16 protein-coding genes are annotated in these 16,373 nt (G+C 64.9%); 3 read left to right on the top strand and 13 right to left on the bottom strand.

What is annotated here, in order from left to right; genetic code table 11:
• On the top strand, positions 1–1,047 hold the full coding sequence (locus tag ABMA59_RS00190) for a branched-chain amino acid ABC transporter permease (RefSeq protein WP_349003275.1): 1,047 nt from the start codon (positions 1–3) through the stop codon (positions 1,045–1,047).
• A gap of 8 nt (positions 1,048–1,055) precedes the next feature.
• A complete protein-coding gene (locus ABMA59_RS00185; protein WP_349003274.1) occupies positions 1,056–3,107 on the top strand; it encodes a hydantoinase/oxoprolinase family protein in 2,052 nt (683 codons plus the stop codon).
• Positions 3,108–3,148: 41 nt separating this feature from the next.
• Here ABMA59_RS00185 and maiA read toward each other — a convergent pair whose 3' ends face one another.
• The 13 genes from maiA to ABMA59_RS00120 all read right to left on the bottom strand — a co-directional run bounded on the left by maiA (position 3,149) and on the right by ABMA59_RS00120 (position 14,902).
• The gene (gene maiA / locus ABMA59_RS00180; RefSeq protein ID WP_349003273.1) at positions 3,149–3,790 is read right to left on the bottom strand and encodes a maleylacetoacetate isomerase; all 642 of its coding nucleotides are present in this window, start codon (positions 3,788–3,790) and stop codon (positions 3,149–3,151) included.
• Positions 3,791–3,850: 60 nt separating this feature from the next.
• On the bottom strand, positions 3,851–4,537 hold the full coding sequence (locus tag ABMA59_RS00175; protein ID WP_349003272.1) for an ABC transporter ATP-binding protein: 687 nt from the start codon (positions 4,535–4,537) through the stop codon (positions 3,851–3,853).
• Positions 4,534–5,283, bottom strand: coding sequence for an ABC transporter ATP-binding protein (locus ABMA59_RS00170; protein ID WP_349003271.1), 750 nt, complete (start codon positions 5,281–5,283; stop codon positions 4,534–4,536). Before ABMA59_RS00170 ends, ABMA59_RS00175 begins: the two co-directional genes overlap by 4 nt.
• Complete coding sequence (locus ABMA59_RS00165; RefSeq protein WP_349003270.1) at positions 5,276–6,250, bottom strand: branched-chain amino acid ABC transporter permease; 975 nt, start codon at positions 6,248–6,250, stop codon at positions 5,276–5,278. The genes ABMA59_RS00170 and ABMA59_RS00165 overlap by 8 nt, the downstream gene beginning before the upstream one ends.
• A gap of 8 nt (positions 6,251–6,258) precedes the next feature.
• On the bottom strand, positions 6,259–7,179 hold the full coding sequence (locus ABMA59_RS00160; protein ID WP_349003269.1) for a branched-chain amino acid ABC transporter permease: 921 nt from the start codon (positions 7,177–7,179) through the stop codon (positions 6,259–6,261).
• 8 nt (positions 7,180–7,187) lie between these two features.
• Complete coding sequence (locus ABMA59_RS00155) at positions 7,188–7,484, bottom strand: type II toxin-antitoxin system RelE/ParE family toxin (RefSeq protein ID WP_349003268.1); 297 nt, start codon at positions 7,482–7,484, stop codon at positions 7,188–7,190.
• Between the two features lie 3 nt (positions 7,485–7,487).
• The gene (locus ABMA59_RS00150) at positions 7,488–7,973 is read right to left on the bottom strand and encodes a hypothetical protein (protein ID WP_349003267.1); all 486 of its coding nucleotides are present in this window, start codon (positions 7,971–7,973) and stop codon (positions 7,488–7,490) included.
• 66 nt (positions 7,974–8,039) lie between these two features.
• The gene (locus ABMA59_RS00145) at positions 8,040–9,170 is read right to left on the bottom strand and encodes an ABC transporter substrate-binding protein (RefSeq protein ID WP_349003266.1); all 1,131 of its coding nucleotides are present in this window, start codon (positions 9,168–9,170) and stop codon (positions 8,040–8,042) included.
• A 158-nt stretch (positions 9,171–9,328) separates the two neighbouring features.
• Positions 9,329–10,315: an ABC transporter permease gene (locus ABMA59_RS00140; RefSeq protein ID WP_349003265.1), complete on the bottom strand. Its 987-nt coding sequence runs from the start codon at positions 10,313–10,315 to the stop codon at positions 9,329–9,331.
• A complete protein-coding gene (locus ABMA59_RS00135; protein ID WP_349003264.1) occupies positions 10,312–11,286 on the bottom strand; it encodes an ABC transporter permease in 975 nt (324 codons plus the stop codon). Before ABMA59_RS00135 ends, ABMA59_RS00140 begins: the two co-directional genes overlap by 4 nt.
• The gene (locus ABMA59_RS00130; RefSeq protein WP_349003263.1) at positions 11,283–12,821 is read right to left on the bottom strand and encodes a sugar ABC transporter ATP-binding protein; all 1,539 of its coding nucleotides are present in this window, start codon (positions 12,819–12,821) and stop codon (positions 11,283–11,285) included. The genes ABMA59_RS00135 and ABMA59_RS00130 overlap by 4 nt, the downstream gene beginning before the upstream one ends.
• Positions 12,822–12,894: 73 nt before the next feature.
• Entirely contained in the window at positions 12,895–13,923 is a 1,029-nt protein-coding gene (locus tag ABMA59_RS00125) for an ABC transporter substrate-binding protein (RefSeq protein ID WP_349003907.1), read from the bottom strand.
• A gap of 64 nt (positions 13,924–13,987) precedes the next feature.
• Positions 13,988–14,902: a sugar phosphate isomerase/epimerase family protein gene (locus tag ABMA59_RS00120; protein WP_349003262.1), complete on the bottom strand. Its 915-nt coding sequence runs from the start codon at positions 14,900–14,902 to the stop codon at positions 13,988–13,990.
• Positions 14,903–15,184: 282 nt separating this feature from the next.
• Between ABMA59_RS00120 and ABMA59_RS00115 the strand changes: the two genes are divergently transcribed.
• Positions 15,185–16,363 (top strand): Gfo/Idh/MocA family protein, encoded by a 1,179-nt coding sequence (locus ABMA59_RS00115; RefSeq protein ID WP_349003261.1) that lies wholly within the window; start codon positions 15,185–15,187, stop codon positions 16,361–16,363.
• Positions 16,364–16,373: the final 10 nt, after the last annotated feature.

Raw genomic sequence — 16,373 nt, 5'->3', positions numbered from 1 at the left:
ATGCTCAGCAACCCCGCGTTTCGACCGCTCCAGACCGCCCTCATCCTGATCGCGGCGCTGCTCGTGGTGGCGCTGCTGGCCACGCTGACGCCGCCGGCCATGCAGCGCACCATCGTCGAAGCGATGATCAAGCTGGTGGTCGTGGTCGGCCTGTTCGTGTTCGTCGGCAATTCCGGCGTATTCTCCTTCGGCCACGTCGCCTTCATGGCGATCGGCGGCTACATGTCGGCGATCCTGACGCTGACGCCGGCGCGCAAGGAGACGCTGCTCGACCTGCCCGGCTTCCTCGAGGCGCTGCAACTGCCGTGGCCCGTGGCACTTCTCGTCGTACTCGTAACCGTCGGCCTGTTGGCATTGCTGATCGGCTGGCCGCTCTGCCGGCTGCGGGGAATCGCGCTGCCGATGGCGACCTTTGCCGTGCTGATCATCACCTATGTCATCGCCTCCAACCTCAAGGAGGTCACCGGCGGCCGACAGGCGCTGGTCGGCCTGCCACGCTACACCGGGCTATGGGTCGCCTTCGGCGGCGCGTCGCTCGCCATCCTCGCCGCAGCCCTCTACGGCATGACCCGGCATAGTCTCTTGCTGCGATGCTCGCGCGAGAACGAGGTGGCGGCGGCCGCGACCGGCATCGACCTGGAGCGCGAGCGGCTGATAGCCTTCGTGCTCAGCGCCATGATCGTGGCGGCCGGCGGCGTGCTGTTCAGCCATTTCATCGGCACGATCACCGCCAACACATTCTATCTCGACCTCACCTTTGTCACCCTGACCATGCTGGTCGCCGGCGGAATGCGCAGCCTCACCGGCGCCTTCGTCGGCGTGGCGCTCGTCTCCATCGTGTCGGAACTTTTTCGCGGCATCGAGCGCGGATTCACGGTCGGCGACACGACGATAGCGGCACCGCCCGGCCTCCAGGAAATCGCATTGGCGGTGATCCTGCTGGCAATCCTGGTGCGGCGACCGGCCGGCCTGCTCGGCGATTTTGAGATCGGCCTGCCCCGCCGTCGCGCATCGTGCAAGGCCGAAACACTCACACAACAGGGATAGCGAGAAAAATGTTCGTCGCCTGCATCGATATCGGTGGAACCTTCACCGACCTCGTGCTCCATCGCGAGGGGGCTGATCTCGAAATCCACAAATCGCCGACCACCCCCGGAAAATTCGAGCGCGGCTTTCTCGACGTGCTGGAAGTCGCCGCGAAAAGCCATGGCCTGACACTCGCCGATTTCCTCGCCAAGACCGACATGATCGTCCACGGCACCACCGTGTCAACCAATGCGCTGGTCGAGGGCAAGGTCGCGCCGACCGGGCTGATCTGCAACGCCGGCCATCCCGATATCCTGACGCTGCGCGAATCCCCGCGAAAGCGCGCCTTCAACATCAAGATCGATTTTCCGCCCCCCTACATCCACCGCAGCCGCACCTGCGAGGTGCGCGGCCGCATCGATTCCATGGGCAATGAGATCGAGCCGATCTCCGACGAGGACGTGCGCGCGGCGGCGAAGCATCTTAAGGCCTGTGGCGTCGAGGCGGTCGGCGTCTGCCTGCTGTGGTCGATCGTCAACCCGTCACACGAGCGGCGGGTGCGCGAGATCCTTGCCGAGGAGCTGCCGGGCATCCCGGTGACGCTCAGCCACGAGTTGAACCCGATCCCGCGCGAATACCGCCGCACCATCTCGACCGCCATCAACGCCTCGCTCTATCCGATCGTCAGCGAATATGTCGGCAACCTGACCAAGGCGCTGAAAGGGGCGGGCTATGGCGGCGAACTTTTGATCGCCAACTGCGTCGGCGGCATGATGCCGCCGGAGGAGATCGTGGCGCGGCCGATCTACAGTGTCATGTCCGGCCCGACCCTGGCGCCGATCGCCGCGATCAGCCTGACCACCGCGCCCAACGTCATCGTCGTCGACATGGGCGGCACCACATTCGACGTGTCGGCGCTGCGCAACCGGCATCTGGTGGTCACGCCGGAAGCCACCTTCGGCATGGAGATGCTGGGCATCCCGAAGATCGACGTGCGTTCGGTCGGCGCCGGCGGCGGCTCGATCGCCTGGGTGGATGCCGGCGGCCTGCTGCGCGTCGGCCCGCACAGCGCCAGCGCCGTGCCCGGTCCCGCCTGCTACGGACGTGGCGGCACGGAGCCGACGGTGACTGACGCCAACGTGGTACTCGGCATCATCGATCCGGATTATTTCCTCGGCGGCCGCATCAAACTCGACCGCGCCAAGGCGGAAGCCGCGATCGGCAAGATTGCCAAGAAACTAGGCCTCGGCCTGCTGGAAGCCGCCTACGCCATCTACACAACCACAAACCACAACATGATCGGCGCGATCGAGGACATCACCGTCAACGAAGGCATAGACCCGCGCGACAGTTATGTCGTCAGCGGCGGCGGCGCGACCGCCTGCCATATCAGCGACATGGCGCGCATCCTCGGCGTGAAGAGTTTCATGATCCCGCGCTTCGCGGCGGGGCTCAGCGCCTATGGCGGACTGATCTCAGACGTGCGCTGGGAAGAGACGGGCACGTTGAACACCACCGACAAGAATTTCGACCTGGCCGGCGTCAACAAGCTGCTCGCATCGCTGAAGAAGCGCGGCGCGGCGTTCCTCAAGCGCTCCGGCGTGGCGCCTGCCGCGCAGCGCTTCGAATTCGCCTTCCAGGGGCGCTATCTCTACCAGTCCTGGGACATCGAGGTGCCGTTCGACATGCCGGACGGCAAGCTCGGCAAAACGTCGCTGCCGGGGCTCACGAAGGCGTTCCACGACCAGCACGAGCGCATCTACACGATCAAGGACGAGGCCGACACGGTCGAGTTCACCACCTGGAAGGTGCGCGCGATCGGCGACACCGGCGGCAGTCTTCGCCAGGGCGCAATTCTCGAAGGCAAGCGCGCGAAGCCGCGTGAGAAGTCGCGACGAAATGTCTATCTCGGGCGTCAACTGCGCGACCTGCCGGTCTATGACATAGACGGGCTCGGAGCCGGCAGCGAACTGACCGGCCCGGCCCTGCTCGAAATGCCGACGACAACCATCCTGCTCGTTGACGGCCAGCGCGGGCAAATGGACACCAAAGGCAATCTGCTCGTCGAGGTCGGCGGCTGATGCCGGGCGCTTGAAAAGACCAGCCAGCGCGGCAGCCTTGATCATTCCGCGTCCGGCTGGTTTGCCGGCGCGGCGTCGCGGAAGGCCGGCAGCGTGGCGCAGGCATCGGCCACCGCGACGATCTTCGGAAAGGCGTCGAGCGGCACCGAGAACCTCCGGGCATTGAAGACCTGCGGCACGATGAAGAGGTCGGCGAGCGTGACGGTGTCGCCCAGGGCGAAGGGTTTCGGTTCGATCATCGTTTCGATCGCCTCAAAACCTTGGCGGATCCAGTGCGCGTACCAGGCATCGATGGTGGGCTGATCGCAGCCGAGATTCTGGCGCAGATATTTTATCGTGCCGGTATTGTTAAGCGGGTGAATGTCGCAGGCGACAATCGACGTTATGGCGCGGCAGTGCGCCCGGGCAAACGGATCGGACGGAAGCAGCGAAGGTTCGGGAAACGTTTCCTCCAGCCATTCGAGGATCGCCGGCGACTGGATGAGGATTTCCTCCCCCACCGCCAGCGCCGGCACGCGGCGCTGCGGGTTGATGGCGCGATAAGCCTCCGACAGATGTTCGCCGCAGTTGCGCACGAGATGGATGGGGATCTGGTCGTAGGACAGGCCCTTCAGCCGGAGCGCGATACGGACCCGATAGGCGGCTGACGAGCGGAAATAGTCGTAGAGGGTGAGCGCGGGCATCGATCTGTTTCCTTTGTACTTGCAGGGAGACGAGGGGCGGCGACGGTCCGGCTCCCACTCTCACACCCCCAGATATCGGTCCTGAAGCTCCCCTGTCAGCGCGGTCGGCGGGCCGGAAAACACCGTGGCGCCTTTTTCCAGAACGAAACAGCGGTCAGCGACCGGCAACAGTTCGGACAGGGTCTTGTCGACCACCAGGATGGACTGCCCCCTGCCCTTCAGCGTGCGGATCGCCGCCCAGATATCCTGGCGGATGACGGGCGCCAGGCCTTCGGTCGCCTCGTCGAGGATGAGCAGGCGCGGATTGGTCATCAGCGCCCGGCCGATGGCGAGCATCTGCTGTTCGCCGCCGGACAGCGTGCTGGCATATTGGCCGCGACGCTCGCCGAGGCGCGGGAAGAGATCGACGATGCGCGAGACTGTCCAGTCGCCGGCGCGCGCGGCGGCGACCAGGTTTTCCAGCACGGTGAGGTTTGGAAAACAGCGGCGGCCTTCCGGCACCAAGCCGATGCCGAGCCGTGCGATGCGGTGCGGCCGCATGCCGGCGATGGGCTGGCTCGCAAAATGGACGGTGCCGCGCCGCGGCCGCTCCAGGCCAAGGATGGAGCGGATGGCAGTGGTCTTACCCATGCCGTTGCGGCCCATAAGGGCAACCACCTCGCCCTCACCAACCTCGAGCGTCACGCCGAACAGCGCCTGCGAGGCGCCGTAAAAAGTTTCGAGACCGACGACACTGAGCAAGCTCATGCCGCGTCTCCGAGATAGGCGCGGCGCACTTCCGGATCGCGGCGGATATCGTCGACCGGACCGGTGGCGATGATGCGTCCGTAGACCAGCACGGATACGCGGTCGGCGAGCGCGAAGACGGCGTCCATGTCATGCTCGACCAGCAGGATCGGCGCTTCACGACGCAGGCCGTCGAGGAATTTCGTCAGGCTTTTTGAGCCTTCCGGCCCCATGCCGGCCATCGGTTCGTCGAGCAGGAAAATCTTCGGCCCCAGCGCCAGAGCTACCGCGACCTCGAGCTGCCTGCGCTCGCCATGCGACAATTTCGCAGCGGGCACGTCGGTGCGGGCGGAAAGTCCGACACGCTCCAGCATCGCACGCGCGGGCTCAATCAGCGCCCGGTCGCCCATCACCGGCCGGAAGAAGCGGAAGCTGGACCCCTGGCGCGCCTGCACCGCCAGCATGACGTTTTGCAGCGCGGAGAATTCCGGGGCTAGCGAGGATATCTGGAAGCTGCGACCAAGCCCGAGCCGCGCTCGCCCGGCCATGCCGATACCCGCGAGGTCCTCTCCGAGCAGGCGGATCGCGCCGCTGTCGGGCGGGAAGGTGCCGCAGATCTGGTGTATCAGCGTGCTCTTGCCGGCGCCGTTGGGGCCGATGAGCGCGTGGATTTCGCCCGGCCGCACGTCGAGCGTCACGCCGTCGGTCGCCTTCAGCGCGCCGAAATTCTTACGCAGGTCGCGGATCTCCAGCACCGGCTCAGCCATGGCGCGGCCTCCCCGCCAGGAGCCCCAGCAGCCCGCCGCGCGCGAACAAAACGACGCCGAGCAGGATGAGGCCGAGGAAGAACTGCCAGCGCTCGGTGAGCCCGCCCAGCATGTATTCGAAGAAGACGTAGAGCATGGCGCCGGCCAGCGGCCCGAGCAGCCGGTCCTTGCCGCCCAGAACGATCAGCACGATGAGTTCGCCCGACATCTGCCAGGACAGCATGGACGGGCTGGCGAAGCGGCTGAGATTGGCGAACAGCACACCGGCAAGGGCCGCGACCATCGCCGAGATCACGAAGGCGGCGAGGCGTATGCCGAACGGCGAGATGCCGACGGCTGCGAGCCGCGTTGGGTTCTGCCGACCGGCCTGCAGGGCAGCGCCGAAACGCGAACCGCGGATCAGCCAGAAAAGGAGGAGGGCCACGGCGAGCACGGCGAGGCAGACGAGAAAAAATGGCAGCGGCTTGGACGTATTGACGCCCGGAAAAGCGTTGCGCAGCGTCATCGGCAGCCCGTCTTCGCCGCCATAGGCCGGCCAGGAGACAGCAAAAAAGTAGATCATCTGCGCGAAGGCCAACGTGATCATGATGAAATAGACGCCGGAGGTGCGCAGGCTGATCGCGCCGATCGGCAGCGCCACGAGTGCTGCGACCGCGACTGCCACCAGCGCGATGACTGGCATGGACTGGGTGGCGGGCAGGCCGAGGGCCAGCGGCTCCACGTTGAGGGCATGCGAGGCGATGATGCCGGCGGTGTAGCCGCCGAGGCCGAAGAAAGCGGCATGGCCGAACGACACCAGCCCGCCGAGGCCGAGCGCGATGTTGAGCCCCGTCGCCGCCAGCGCCAGCACGGCGATGCGCGTGGCGAGCGTCAGGTGGAAAGGCTCGTCCAAAAGCACTGCCCCCAGCGGAATCGCCAGGAACAGCGCGACGATAAGCATGTTGGCGAAAATTTCGCGGCTGGACATGGCGGCGTTCATGCCCGGGCCGTAAACAGGCCGTTCGGCCTAAGCGCCAGGATCAGCGCCATGACGATGTAGATCAGCATCGAGGCGAGCGCCGCGCCCGCCATGCCGGCCTGCGCAGCGGGCAGCATCAGCGCCAGGAGTTGCGGCAGCAGGAAGCGGCCCATCGTATCGACCACGCCGACCAGGATCGCGCCGACCAGCGCGCCCTTGATCGAGCCGATTCCGCCGATGACGATGACGACGAAGGCGAGGATGAGCACCGGCTCGCCCATGCCGACCTGCACGGATTGCAGCGCGCCGACCAGCGCCCCGGCGAAGCCGGCGAGCGCGGCGCCCAGCGCGAACACCACCGTGTAGAGCGTCGAGATGTCGACGCCGAGCGCGCCGATCATCTCGCGGTCGGATTCGCCGGCGCGGATGCGCATGCCGAGCCGGGTGCGGGCGATCAGCCAGTAGAGGCCGATGGCCACCAGCACGCCGACGCCAATGATCGCGAGCCGGTAGAGCTGGTACTGGCCGCCGCCGGGCAGCGGCACCGCGCCCTGCAGGACGGGTGGAATGTCGAGGTAGAGCGGGAACGAGCCGAACAGCCAGCGTGTGCCTTCCGACAGGATGAGGATCAACGCAAAGGTGGCGAGCACCTGGTCGAGATGGTCGCGATCATAGAGTCTCCGGATGACGGCGACCTCAAGCAGCGCGCCGGCGGCCGCCGCGGCGGCGAGGCTTGCGATAAGCCCGATCCAGAACGAGCCGGTGGCGGCGGCGACCGAGGCGCAGGCAAAGGCGCCGATCATGTAGAGCGAGCCGTGGGCGAGATTGATCAGCCCCATGACGCCGAAGATCAGCGTCAGCCCCGCCGCCATTAGGAACAGCATGACGCCGAGTTGCAGCCCGTTCAGGAGTTGTTCGAGGAGGAGGGCGAGGGACAAGGGCGGGACTATCTCAGAGAGTCAGGACGCGAAGGCGGCCATTTCTGCGCGCCATGCAGCACGCGCAGGAGAACGACAACACCGTTTGTGTAGTAGACGACGATATAAGGCGTAGTCGCAATCACCAACTCTCTCGTTCCCGCCAGGCGACCGGCGCGTCCCAGCATCGGAAATTCCTCCGGTCGCCGGACCTGACGCTCGATTTCAAGACCGATGTTCTTCGCAGCCTGAGGGCTTTGCTGAGCGATATGCTCGAAAATGTTTTCGAAGTCGTCCCGGTATTGACTGCTGCGGATCAGTTGCACGCTCTACCGGCCACTGTTCGCGGCGCGCCGTTCGAGAGAGGCGATTTTCTTCGAGAACCAGTCCTCCCACTCCTCTTCCGAAATCAACCTGTTCGTCCCATCCGCGATGCCGTCCAAAGCCTCCTGAACCTGCGCCCGGAACCAGGCATCGTGCTCCGCCGCCTCTCGCAACTGGCGCTGCCGCTCGGCGGTATCGGGACGGGCGCGATCTAGCGCTGCGGGATCATGCTCGGCCATGTCGATCTCGAAACGCTGCATGCCGAGTTCGTCGCGAACATAGGCGGCGGCTGTGTTGAGGTTGCGCCACAGGCGAACGCGCCGCGAGCGCTGGGCGGCTATGGCACGTTCCTGCGAGCCGTAGCGGACAACCACCGCGAAGCCGCCCGGCTGCCCCAGCACCAAGGCACTGCGGATTTCCTTGGCTTCGACCAGATCCTTCACGGCCCTGCCGTTGATGATACTGGGCGATTCTTTTGGAGCATTTGCCATGGTGCGACCTCGGACAGCGATGCGCGATTATCAGATAATCGCGCATCGCTGTCCAGCGGCGGAAAATCACATCTTGCACTGCTCGGCGTAAGCGTCGCCATGTTTCTCGAAGGCGGTGGCGATGATCTTGTTGGTGAGCGTGTCGCCTTCCTTCACTACCTCGCGCACGTAGATGTTCTGGATCGGGTGGTTGTTGGTGTTGAAGGTGAAGTTGCCGCGCACCGACTTAAAGTCGGCGGATTTCAGCGCGGCGCGGAAGGCTTCCTTGTCCTTGACGCTGGCCTTGCCGAGCGCCGACAGGATGAGGTTCGCCGTATCCCAACTCTGTGCGGCATAGATCGAAGGCAGGCGCTTGTATTCTGCCGTGAAAGCCTCAACGAATTTCTTGTTGGCCTCGTTGTCGAGGTCCTTTGCCCAGCTTGCAGAGTTCTTCACACCAAGCGCGGCATCGCCGATGGCCGGCAGCACGTCCTGGCTGAAGGAGAAGCCGGGGCCCATGACCGGGATGCCGACGCCGGACTGGGCATATTGCTTCATGAAGGCGATGCCCATGCCGCCGGGCAGGAAGAAGAAGACGGAATCGGCGCCCGAGGCGCGGATCTGGGCGATCTCGGCGGCGTAGTCGGTCTGGCCGACCTGGGTGTAGAGTTCGCCGGCCAGTTCCCCCTTGTAATAGCGCTTGAAGCCGGTCAGCGCGTCCTTGCCGGCCGGGTAGTTGGGGGCGAGGATGAAGATTTTCTTATGGTCCTGATTAGCGTATTGGCCCATCGCCTCGTGGAAATTGTCGTTCTGGTAGGCGACGTTGAAATAGTTGGCGTTGCAGCCGGCACCGGCCAGCGCCGAGGGTCCGGCGTTGGGCGAGAGATAGATGACGTCCTGTGCCACCACGTTCGGCACGACGGCCATGGCGAGATTCGACCAGATGATGCCGGTCAACAGATCGACCTTGTCGCTCTGGATCATCTTGTCGGCGATCTGCACGGCCAGTTCTGGCTTCTGCGCGTCATCCTCGACGACCAGCTCGATGTCCTTGTTGCCGGACTGCTTTATCGCCAGCGTGAAGGCGTCGCGCATGTCGTTGCCGAGGCCCGCGCCGCCGCCCGACAGCGTGGTGATGACGCCGATCTTCACCGGCTCGGCCTGCGCCGCCACGGATAGCGAGAGGCCGAGAAGACCGGCCGCCAGGATTCGTTTCATCAAATGCTCCTTCCCAAATGTTCCCCGCGCGCGTTCGGCGCGTCTTGGTGAGATGAATTTTTCAGAGATCGGTCGGGAGTTCAACCGGGAAGCGATAAAGGATCACAGATCCGCTTCGGCGGCGTAGAACTGCCGAACCGCGCTGCTTAAAGGACCAACTACCGATCCTCGATGATGCGCAGGTAGGCGGCGGTGACGAGCAGCACGATCGCGCCGAACAGCATGCGGCGCGCGCCTTCCGGCATCTGCAGGATGGTGAGCAGCGTGGTCAGCACGGTCAGGATCAGCGCGCCGATGATGGTGCCCGTATAGCCGCCGCGCCCGCCGAAGATCGACGTGCCGCCGATCACCGCGGCGGCAACCGAGGGCAGCACCAGCGGTTCGGCCAGCGACAGCGACGGGGCGCGGATCAGGCCCATGTAGAGCAGGCCCATGATGCCGGCCAGCACGCTGGAGAACATGTAGAGGGCGAGGATCACCTGCCAGTACTGCACTCCGGCGAGGCGCGTCGCCCGCTCATTGTCGCCGACCGCGTAGAGAAGGCGCCCGAAGCCCGTGCGCTTCTGGATGAAGATCAGCAGGGCGGCGACGGGGATGAACAGCAGCAGCGCGTTCGGAAAGCCCCCGGTCACGCCGGTTCCGAGCCAGATCAAAAAGTCCGGAACCTTGGCGCCAGAACCGATGACGGTGCGCTGGTAGACCTGGAGGCAACCGACGCCGATCAGGCTGGTGCCCAGCGTCATGATTAGCGGGTGGACGCGGAAGACGCCGACGCCGATGCCATTGGCGAAGCCGATGATGATGGCAGGGATGAGCGCGATCAGGATGGCGACAGGCGCCGCATGGTCGACACCCTGCGTGGCGACGATGAAGGCCGCCATGGTGGCGACCGTTCCGACGGAAAGGTCGATGCCGCCGGTCAGCATGGTCATGGTCTGGCAGCCTGCGAGCAGCGCGAGCGGAATGGCGAATTTTATGGTGTTGGCGATCCAGCGCTGGTTGACGATGCCGGGCTGCATGATCTGCAGAACGACGACCAGAAGGGCGAGCAGGATGAGCAGCGGCACGAGAGGATAGTCGCCCATGAAGCGCTTGATTCTGCGGCCCAGGGAGACCTGCTGGGGGGCTGTCGCGCTGATGCTCATGACGAGCGGCTCCGCAAGGTGATGAAGGCACCGAACATGACCACCGCCACCATGATCGTGCCTTCGACGATCGCCGTGACGTTCGGGTCGATGGCGAGCAGCGTAAGGTCGGTGCGCACGAGCCGCAGCACGAACACCGCCACGATCGGGCCCAGCAGTCCGCCCTTGCCGCCGCCGAGCGCCACGCCGCCGAGCACCACGGCGGCCACGCTGGCGAGCAGGTACGGACCTGGGATCGGCGCACCGATGCCGGTGCTCATCGTCAGCGACAGGCCGCCCATGGCCCCGAACAGGCCGGCGATCGCGTAGGCGAGGATCTTCGTGCGGGCGACCGGAACGCCGCTGCGGAAGGCGGCGAGTTGGTTGGAGCCGATCGCGTAGATGGACAGGCCCAGGCGCGAACGCATCAGCGGAATCCAGACGATGCATAGCAGCACGACCAAAAGCACGAGGGCCTTCGGTATCCAGGCGGTGAGGCGGTCCGGAATTCCGGGCAGCGGCACGGTGCCGATGATCAGGTTCTTCAGCCATTCGGCGGCGCCGCCGCCCGGCGCGCCGAGTACCAGGAGTGCCGCGCCCTGCAGCATGAACAGCGTCGCCAGCGTCACGACGATGTCCGGCACGCGCGTCACCACGATCAGGATGCCGTTGAGGGCGCCGAGCGCGAAACCGAGCGCCAATACGAAGGGCACGACGAACAGCGCGTATTCCTCGCTGGCACCCGCCATCATCGAGGCGGCGGTCACGCTGGTCAGCGCCATCATCGAGGCGACCGACAGGTCGATGCCGCCGGCGATCACCACCACCGTCTGCGCCGCGACCGCGAAGGCATAGGGCAGCACGGCGCGCACCAGCGAGCCAAAATCGCCTGCGCCATAGCCCGGCTGGATGATCTTGGTGAGGATGAAGAGCAGGACGAGCAACGCGAACAGGCCTGCGACCCAGCCCTGCTGGCGGAGAAAACGCATCACGGGCGGGCTCCCTCGCTCGGCGCGGCGTCCGCCAGGATGCCGACATCGGCCTTGGCATCGCGCGGCAGGCCGTACGCCGCGCGGGTCAGCGCAGGCTCGTCGGCGATCTCGACCGGCAGGATGTCGACCACCCTGCCGCCGAAGATGACGATGGCGCGGTCGCAGGCGAGCTGAATCTCCTCCAGTTCGGAGGTGTAAAACAGGACGGATTTGCCCTGCGCGGCGAGCTGGCGCAGCAGCCTGTAGATTTCCTGTTTGGTGCCGACATCGATGCCGCGCGTCGGGTCGAAGCACAGGATGGTACGCGCATCGGCGGCGATCCAGCGGGCGATGGTCACCTTCTGCTGATTGCCGCCGGAAAGCCTCTGCACCTCGCGCTGGGCGCGCGTGTCGATCTGCAGACGCTCGATCGCGCTCTGCACGGTGGCGCGCTCCTGCTTCATGCGGATCGGCCCCCAGTTGCGGAAGGCCGCGCTGAACGGCAGGGCGATGTTTTCCCGAACCGACTGCTGCATGGCCAGCGCTTCCGAGCGGTCGCCGGGCACATAAGCGATGCCGGCCTGCACGGCGTCTACGGGGTGTGCAAACCGGACCTGCCGGCCATCGACCTCGATCGTGCCGCCGGTGGGTTTTGTCGAACCCGCGAGGGCCGCGAAAAGTTCGTCTTGACCCTGCCCCTCCAGCGCCACGACGCCGGCGACCTCGCCATTCCTGAGGTCGAAGGACACGTCCTGCAGTTTCGTGCCGACGCGAAGATTGCGCACCGCGATCCGGGTTCCGGCCTCGCCATGCGCGCTGGCTTCGGTCGCCTTCCTCTGTGCGGCGCGCGCCTTTTCGATCTTCGCGCCAAGCATCAGTTCGACGATGCGTTCCTCGACGCCGGGGCCGATGTCGACCACGCCGACGGTCTCGCCGTCGCGCAGCACGGTGGCACGGTCGCAAAGCGCGGAAATCTCCACGAAACGATGCGAGATGAAGATGACGGAACGACCGCTCCGGCTCTGCCGCTTGACCACGTCCAGCACGCGCTCGGCCAGGTTGGCCGGAAGGGCCGCGGTCATCTCGTCGAGCAGAAGCACGTCCGGCTCGATTGCCAGCGCACGCGCAAGGTCCAGCACGCGCTGGATCGCCAGCGGCACGTCGCGGGCATTGTCGCGCATGTCGAGGTCGGGCACGCCGAGTTCGCGCACCCAGTTGCGGAAGGGTTCAACCGGCGTCTGGGTGAGGCGCAGATTGGCGAGCACGTCGAGGTCGGGGATGAGCGACGGTTCCTGATAGACAGAGACCAGGCCGGCGCGGCGCGCATCGGCGGGCGAGCGCACCACATGCGCCTTGCCGCGCACGAGGATCGTGCCGCGATCGTGCCGGATCGCCCCGGTCAGGATCTTGACCAGCGTCGATTTTCCGGCGCCGTTCGCCCCCATGAGAGCATGGACTTCGCCCGGGAGAACCGACAGCGAAGCATTCTTCAGCGCGGCGACCGCGCCGTAATTCTTAGCCACACCGGTGGCGTCGAGAAGAGGATTTGTCGTCAAAAGCTCGCCACCTCAAGAAGGAGGGGACGACGTGCGCCAGGCCCGCCGTCCCCTCCATGACTTTGTCAGGCGCTTACTCGCCGGGGCCCTTGCAGGCGACGATCTGGTCCTTTGTATAGGTGGTCCAGTCCGGGATCGAGATGGAGACCGGCCATTCCGGCGAGAGCGACGGATCGGCGGCGGCCTTGAGCTGAGCCTTGCCGGCGTCGGTCACGTTTTCCCACAGCGACGGTTCGACCAGCACGGTCTGCTGCGCCGGCTTCTTCCCGTCGAGGATCTGCAGCGCGAGCGTCAGGCCCGCGCCCCCGATCGAACCGGGATTGGTGACGGCAGCGCCTTTCAGGCCTTCGACCGAGTTGAGCTGTCCGACGAAGCCCGCATTGTCGGCGCCGACGACCGGCACCAACGTCGCTTGGCTTTCGACCAGGGCATCGACGATCACGTTGTCAATGCCCGACGTCCAGATGCCGTCGAACGGCACGCCGGTGGCAATATAGTCGAGGATCTGCTGCTTGCCTTGGTCCTGCTGCCAGCCGGTGAAGGTCTCCTGGGCAACCTTAACATCCGGGAATTCGGCCAAAGCCTTCTTGAAACCCTTGTCGCGGTCGCTGTCGGCGGAGGCGCCGGCGGCGCCGCGCATGTAGACGACGTTGCCCTTGCCGCCCATCTGCTCGAACAGCCATTTTGCGCCGAGATACGCGTACTGCTCCTGGTTGTTGGAGATGATGTAGGCCGACGGCTCGGTCACTGCCTGGTCGACGGCGACGACGGTGATGCCGGCGGCGGTTGCCTCGGCGATCGCGGCTTGGATACCCGCCGGATCGGCCGGATTGACGACGATGGCATTGACCTTGGCGCTGATCAGGTTGCGGATGTCTTCCGACTGGCCGGCCGCGTCGGTGTTGCGGTGGGCGATGTTGAGCTTGGCCACCTTGCCCGAGGCGAGCGCCTGCGCCTTGATCGCGCAGATCATCTCTTCACGCCAGCCATTGCCCTGCACGGTGTTGGACACGCCGATCGTGTAGGTGCCCTGCGCGCCAGCCGAAGCAGCCGAGGCCAAGAGGGCCACGCTGCCGAGCAGCAATGTCAGTTTCTTGGTCAGTCGCATTGGTATTTTCCTCCGAATGATGAACCGGTTTGCGTTTCTATAAAACTCGTATCCGCCGTCACTTCACGAAGGGGCTCAAGATGTCGCGCGCAAGCAGGAAGCCGCGCTTGACCTTCTCGTCGGCCCCTTCGAATCTGCGATCCTCGTGCTCGATGATGATCGGCCCATCATACCCGGCACGATAGAGACCGGAAAAGATGGTTCCCCACTCGACATCGCCCAGGCCTGGCATGCGCGGAACCTGCCAGCCGATTCCGGCCGACAGGATGCCGCGTTCATAAAGTCCTTCGCGGTCGATCATCAAGTCCTTGGCATGCGCATGGGACATGTGGGGACCGAACTCGCGGATGAACCGTGCCTGGTCGATCATCTGCCAGACGAGGTGCGACGGGTCGAAATTCATGCCGACGTCGCCGCCCCAGGCTTCCAGGATTCGGCGCCAGACATAGGGCGAATAGGCGATGTTGTGCCCACCCGGCCACTCGTCGTAGCTGAAGATCATCGGGCAGTTCTCGAAGGCGAGCTTTACGCCGCTGTCCCTGGCAAACTTGATAATGTCGGGCCAGACCTTGACCGCCTCGTCCCAGTTGGCGTCGACGTGCTTCGACGCGTCGCCGCCGCAGAATGTGTTGACGAGACCGACGCCCATGCGTCCGGCAGCACCGATGACCTTCTTCAGATGGTCGATCACATCCTGCCGGTGGGAAAGGTCGGGATGCAGCGGGTTCGGATAATAACCCAGCGCGGAAATCTCGAGATCTTTTTCGGCCAGGGCGGCGACCAGTTCCTTGCCTTCGGAGGCTGAGATGCTGGCGACATCGATGTGGCTTGTCCCGGCGTAGCGGCGGGTGGGGCCGGAAATGCGCGGCCAGCAGGCAACCTCGAGCGCTCGGAACCCGACGGAGCCAGCCCAATCGGCAACGTCGTTAAGAGCCGTTTCAGCAAACGGCGCAGTCAGAATCCCAAGCTTCATACATCCTCCCGCACATGACCTACTAGACCGTTTGCGTCCTCGAATTCAACTGACGATCTAGTGTCCGAAGGCCATCTCCCGAAAACCGCCATTGGAACACAATTTTCTATTTTTCTTGTTATGAAATAATCGTTTCGAATCGTCAATTGTGCGACTATCAGTTTCGTGTTTCGCTTCGGGCGATGCGGTCCTCTTCGCCGGCACGGCGGCGCTTCAAAGCCGCTGGGGCGGAAATAAGGTTCGCTGCGTGTCAACGCACAGAAAGATCTGAAAGGAATTCCAATGGTCTATGCGACGGCGGACGGCACACAGAACAGGCGGCTTAGGGTCGGCATGGTGGGCGGAGGACGTGATGCGTTCATCGGCGCCGTGCACCGCTTCGCCATGCGGCTGGACGACCAGTACGACCTTGTTGCCGGAGCGCTGTCGTCGGATGCGGAGAAGGCAGCGAGGTCCGCGCGCGAAATCGGCATCGATCGCAGCTATGCCGACTACGAGGCGATGGCGAAAGCGGAAGCCGGCCGTGCCGACGGCATCGAAGCCGTTGTGATCGTCACGCCGAACCATCTGCATGCGCCGATCGCAACGGCGTTCCTCGAAGCTGGAATCGACGTCATCTGCGACAAGCCTCTATCGACCACCCTGGCTGAAGCATCGGCGCTGGTCGATCTGGCTCGCCGGAGCAACCGAAAGCTTCTGGTGACTCTCAACAACACCGGCTACGCCATGGTTCGACAGGCGCGCGAGATGGTTGCCGCGGGCGAACTCGGCAAGCTTGTCTCGATCCACGCATCCTACATTCAGGACTGGCTGACCAGGCCGATCGATGCCGATGGACAGAAGCAGGCCGAATGGCGCACGGACCCGGCACGCGCGGGGCAATCGGCCGTGCTCGCCGACATCGGCGTCCATGCCTTCAATCTGGCAAGTTTCATCTCCGGCTGCGAGGCGCAGGAGGTGGCAGCGGACCTGTTCACGGCGGTGCCAGGTCGACGTCTCGACGACAATGCGCATGTGATGGTCCATTGGACCGGCGGGGCGCGCGGCACCATCGTCGCCAGCCAGACGTCACCCGGCCACTACAACGACCTCTCCGTCCGCGTCTATGGCGAACGCGCGGGTCTCGAATGGCATGGAACGCGCCCTGAAGAGCTTCGCTTCTCCGTCTTCGGCGAGGAGACGCGAACTATCGCTCGCGGCGGCCATGGCTCGACCGACGAGGCGCGTCGCGTCTCGCGCATGCCCGCGATGCACCCGGAAGGGTACATCGAGGCGTTCGCCAACTATTATCGCGACGCGGCTGAGATTATCCGGGCGCACCGTTCCGGCAATCCGATCGATGCGGCGCGTGCGGCTCTCGTCCCGGATGTCGTGGATGGCGCGCGCGGCGTACAATTCGTCGCGGCAGCGGTCGAATCCCACGGTTCGAACGGCAAGTGGACCTCTTCCCGCTTCGAATAGACCGAACCGG

It is taken from the genome of Mesorhizobium yinganensis (assembly GCF_040081985.1).
Taxonomy (GTDB): Bacteria; Pseudomonadota; Alphaproteobacteria; order Rhizobiales; family Rhizobiaceae; genus Kumtagia; species Kumtagia yinganensis.
The sequence above is the reverse complement of the archived record's forward strand: the minus strand, read 5'-3'. Positions and strand labels throughout refer to the sequence as shown.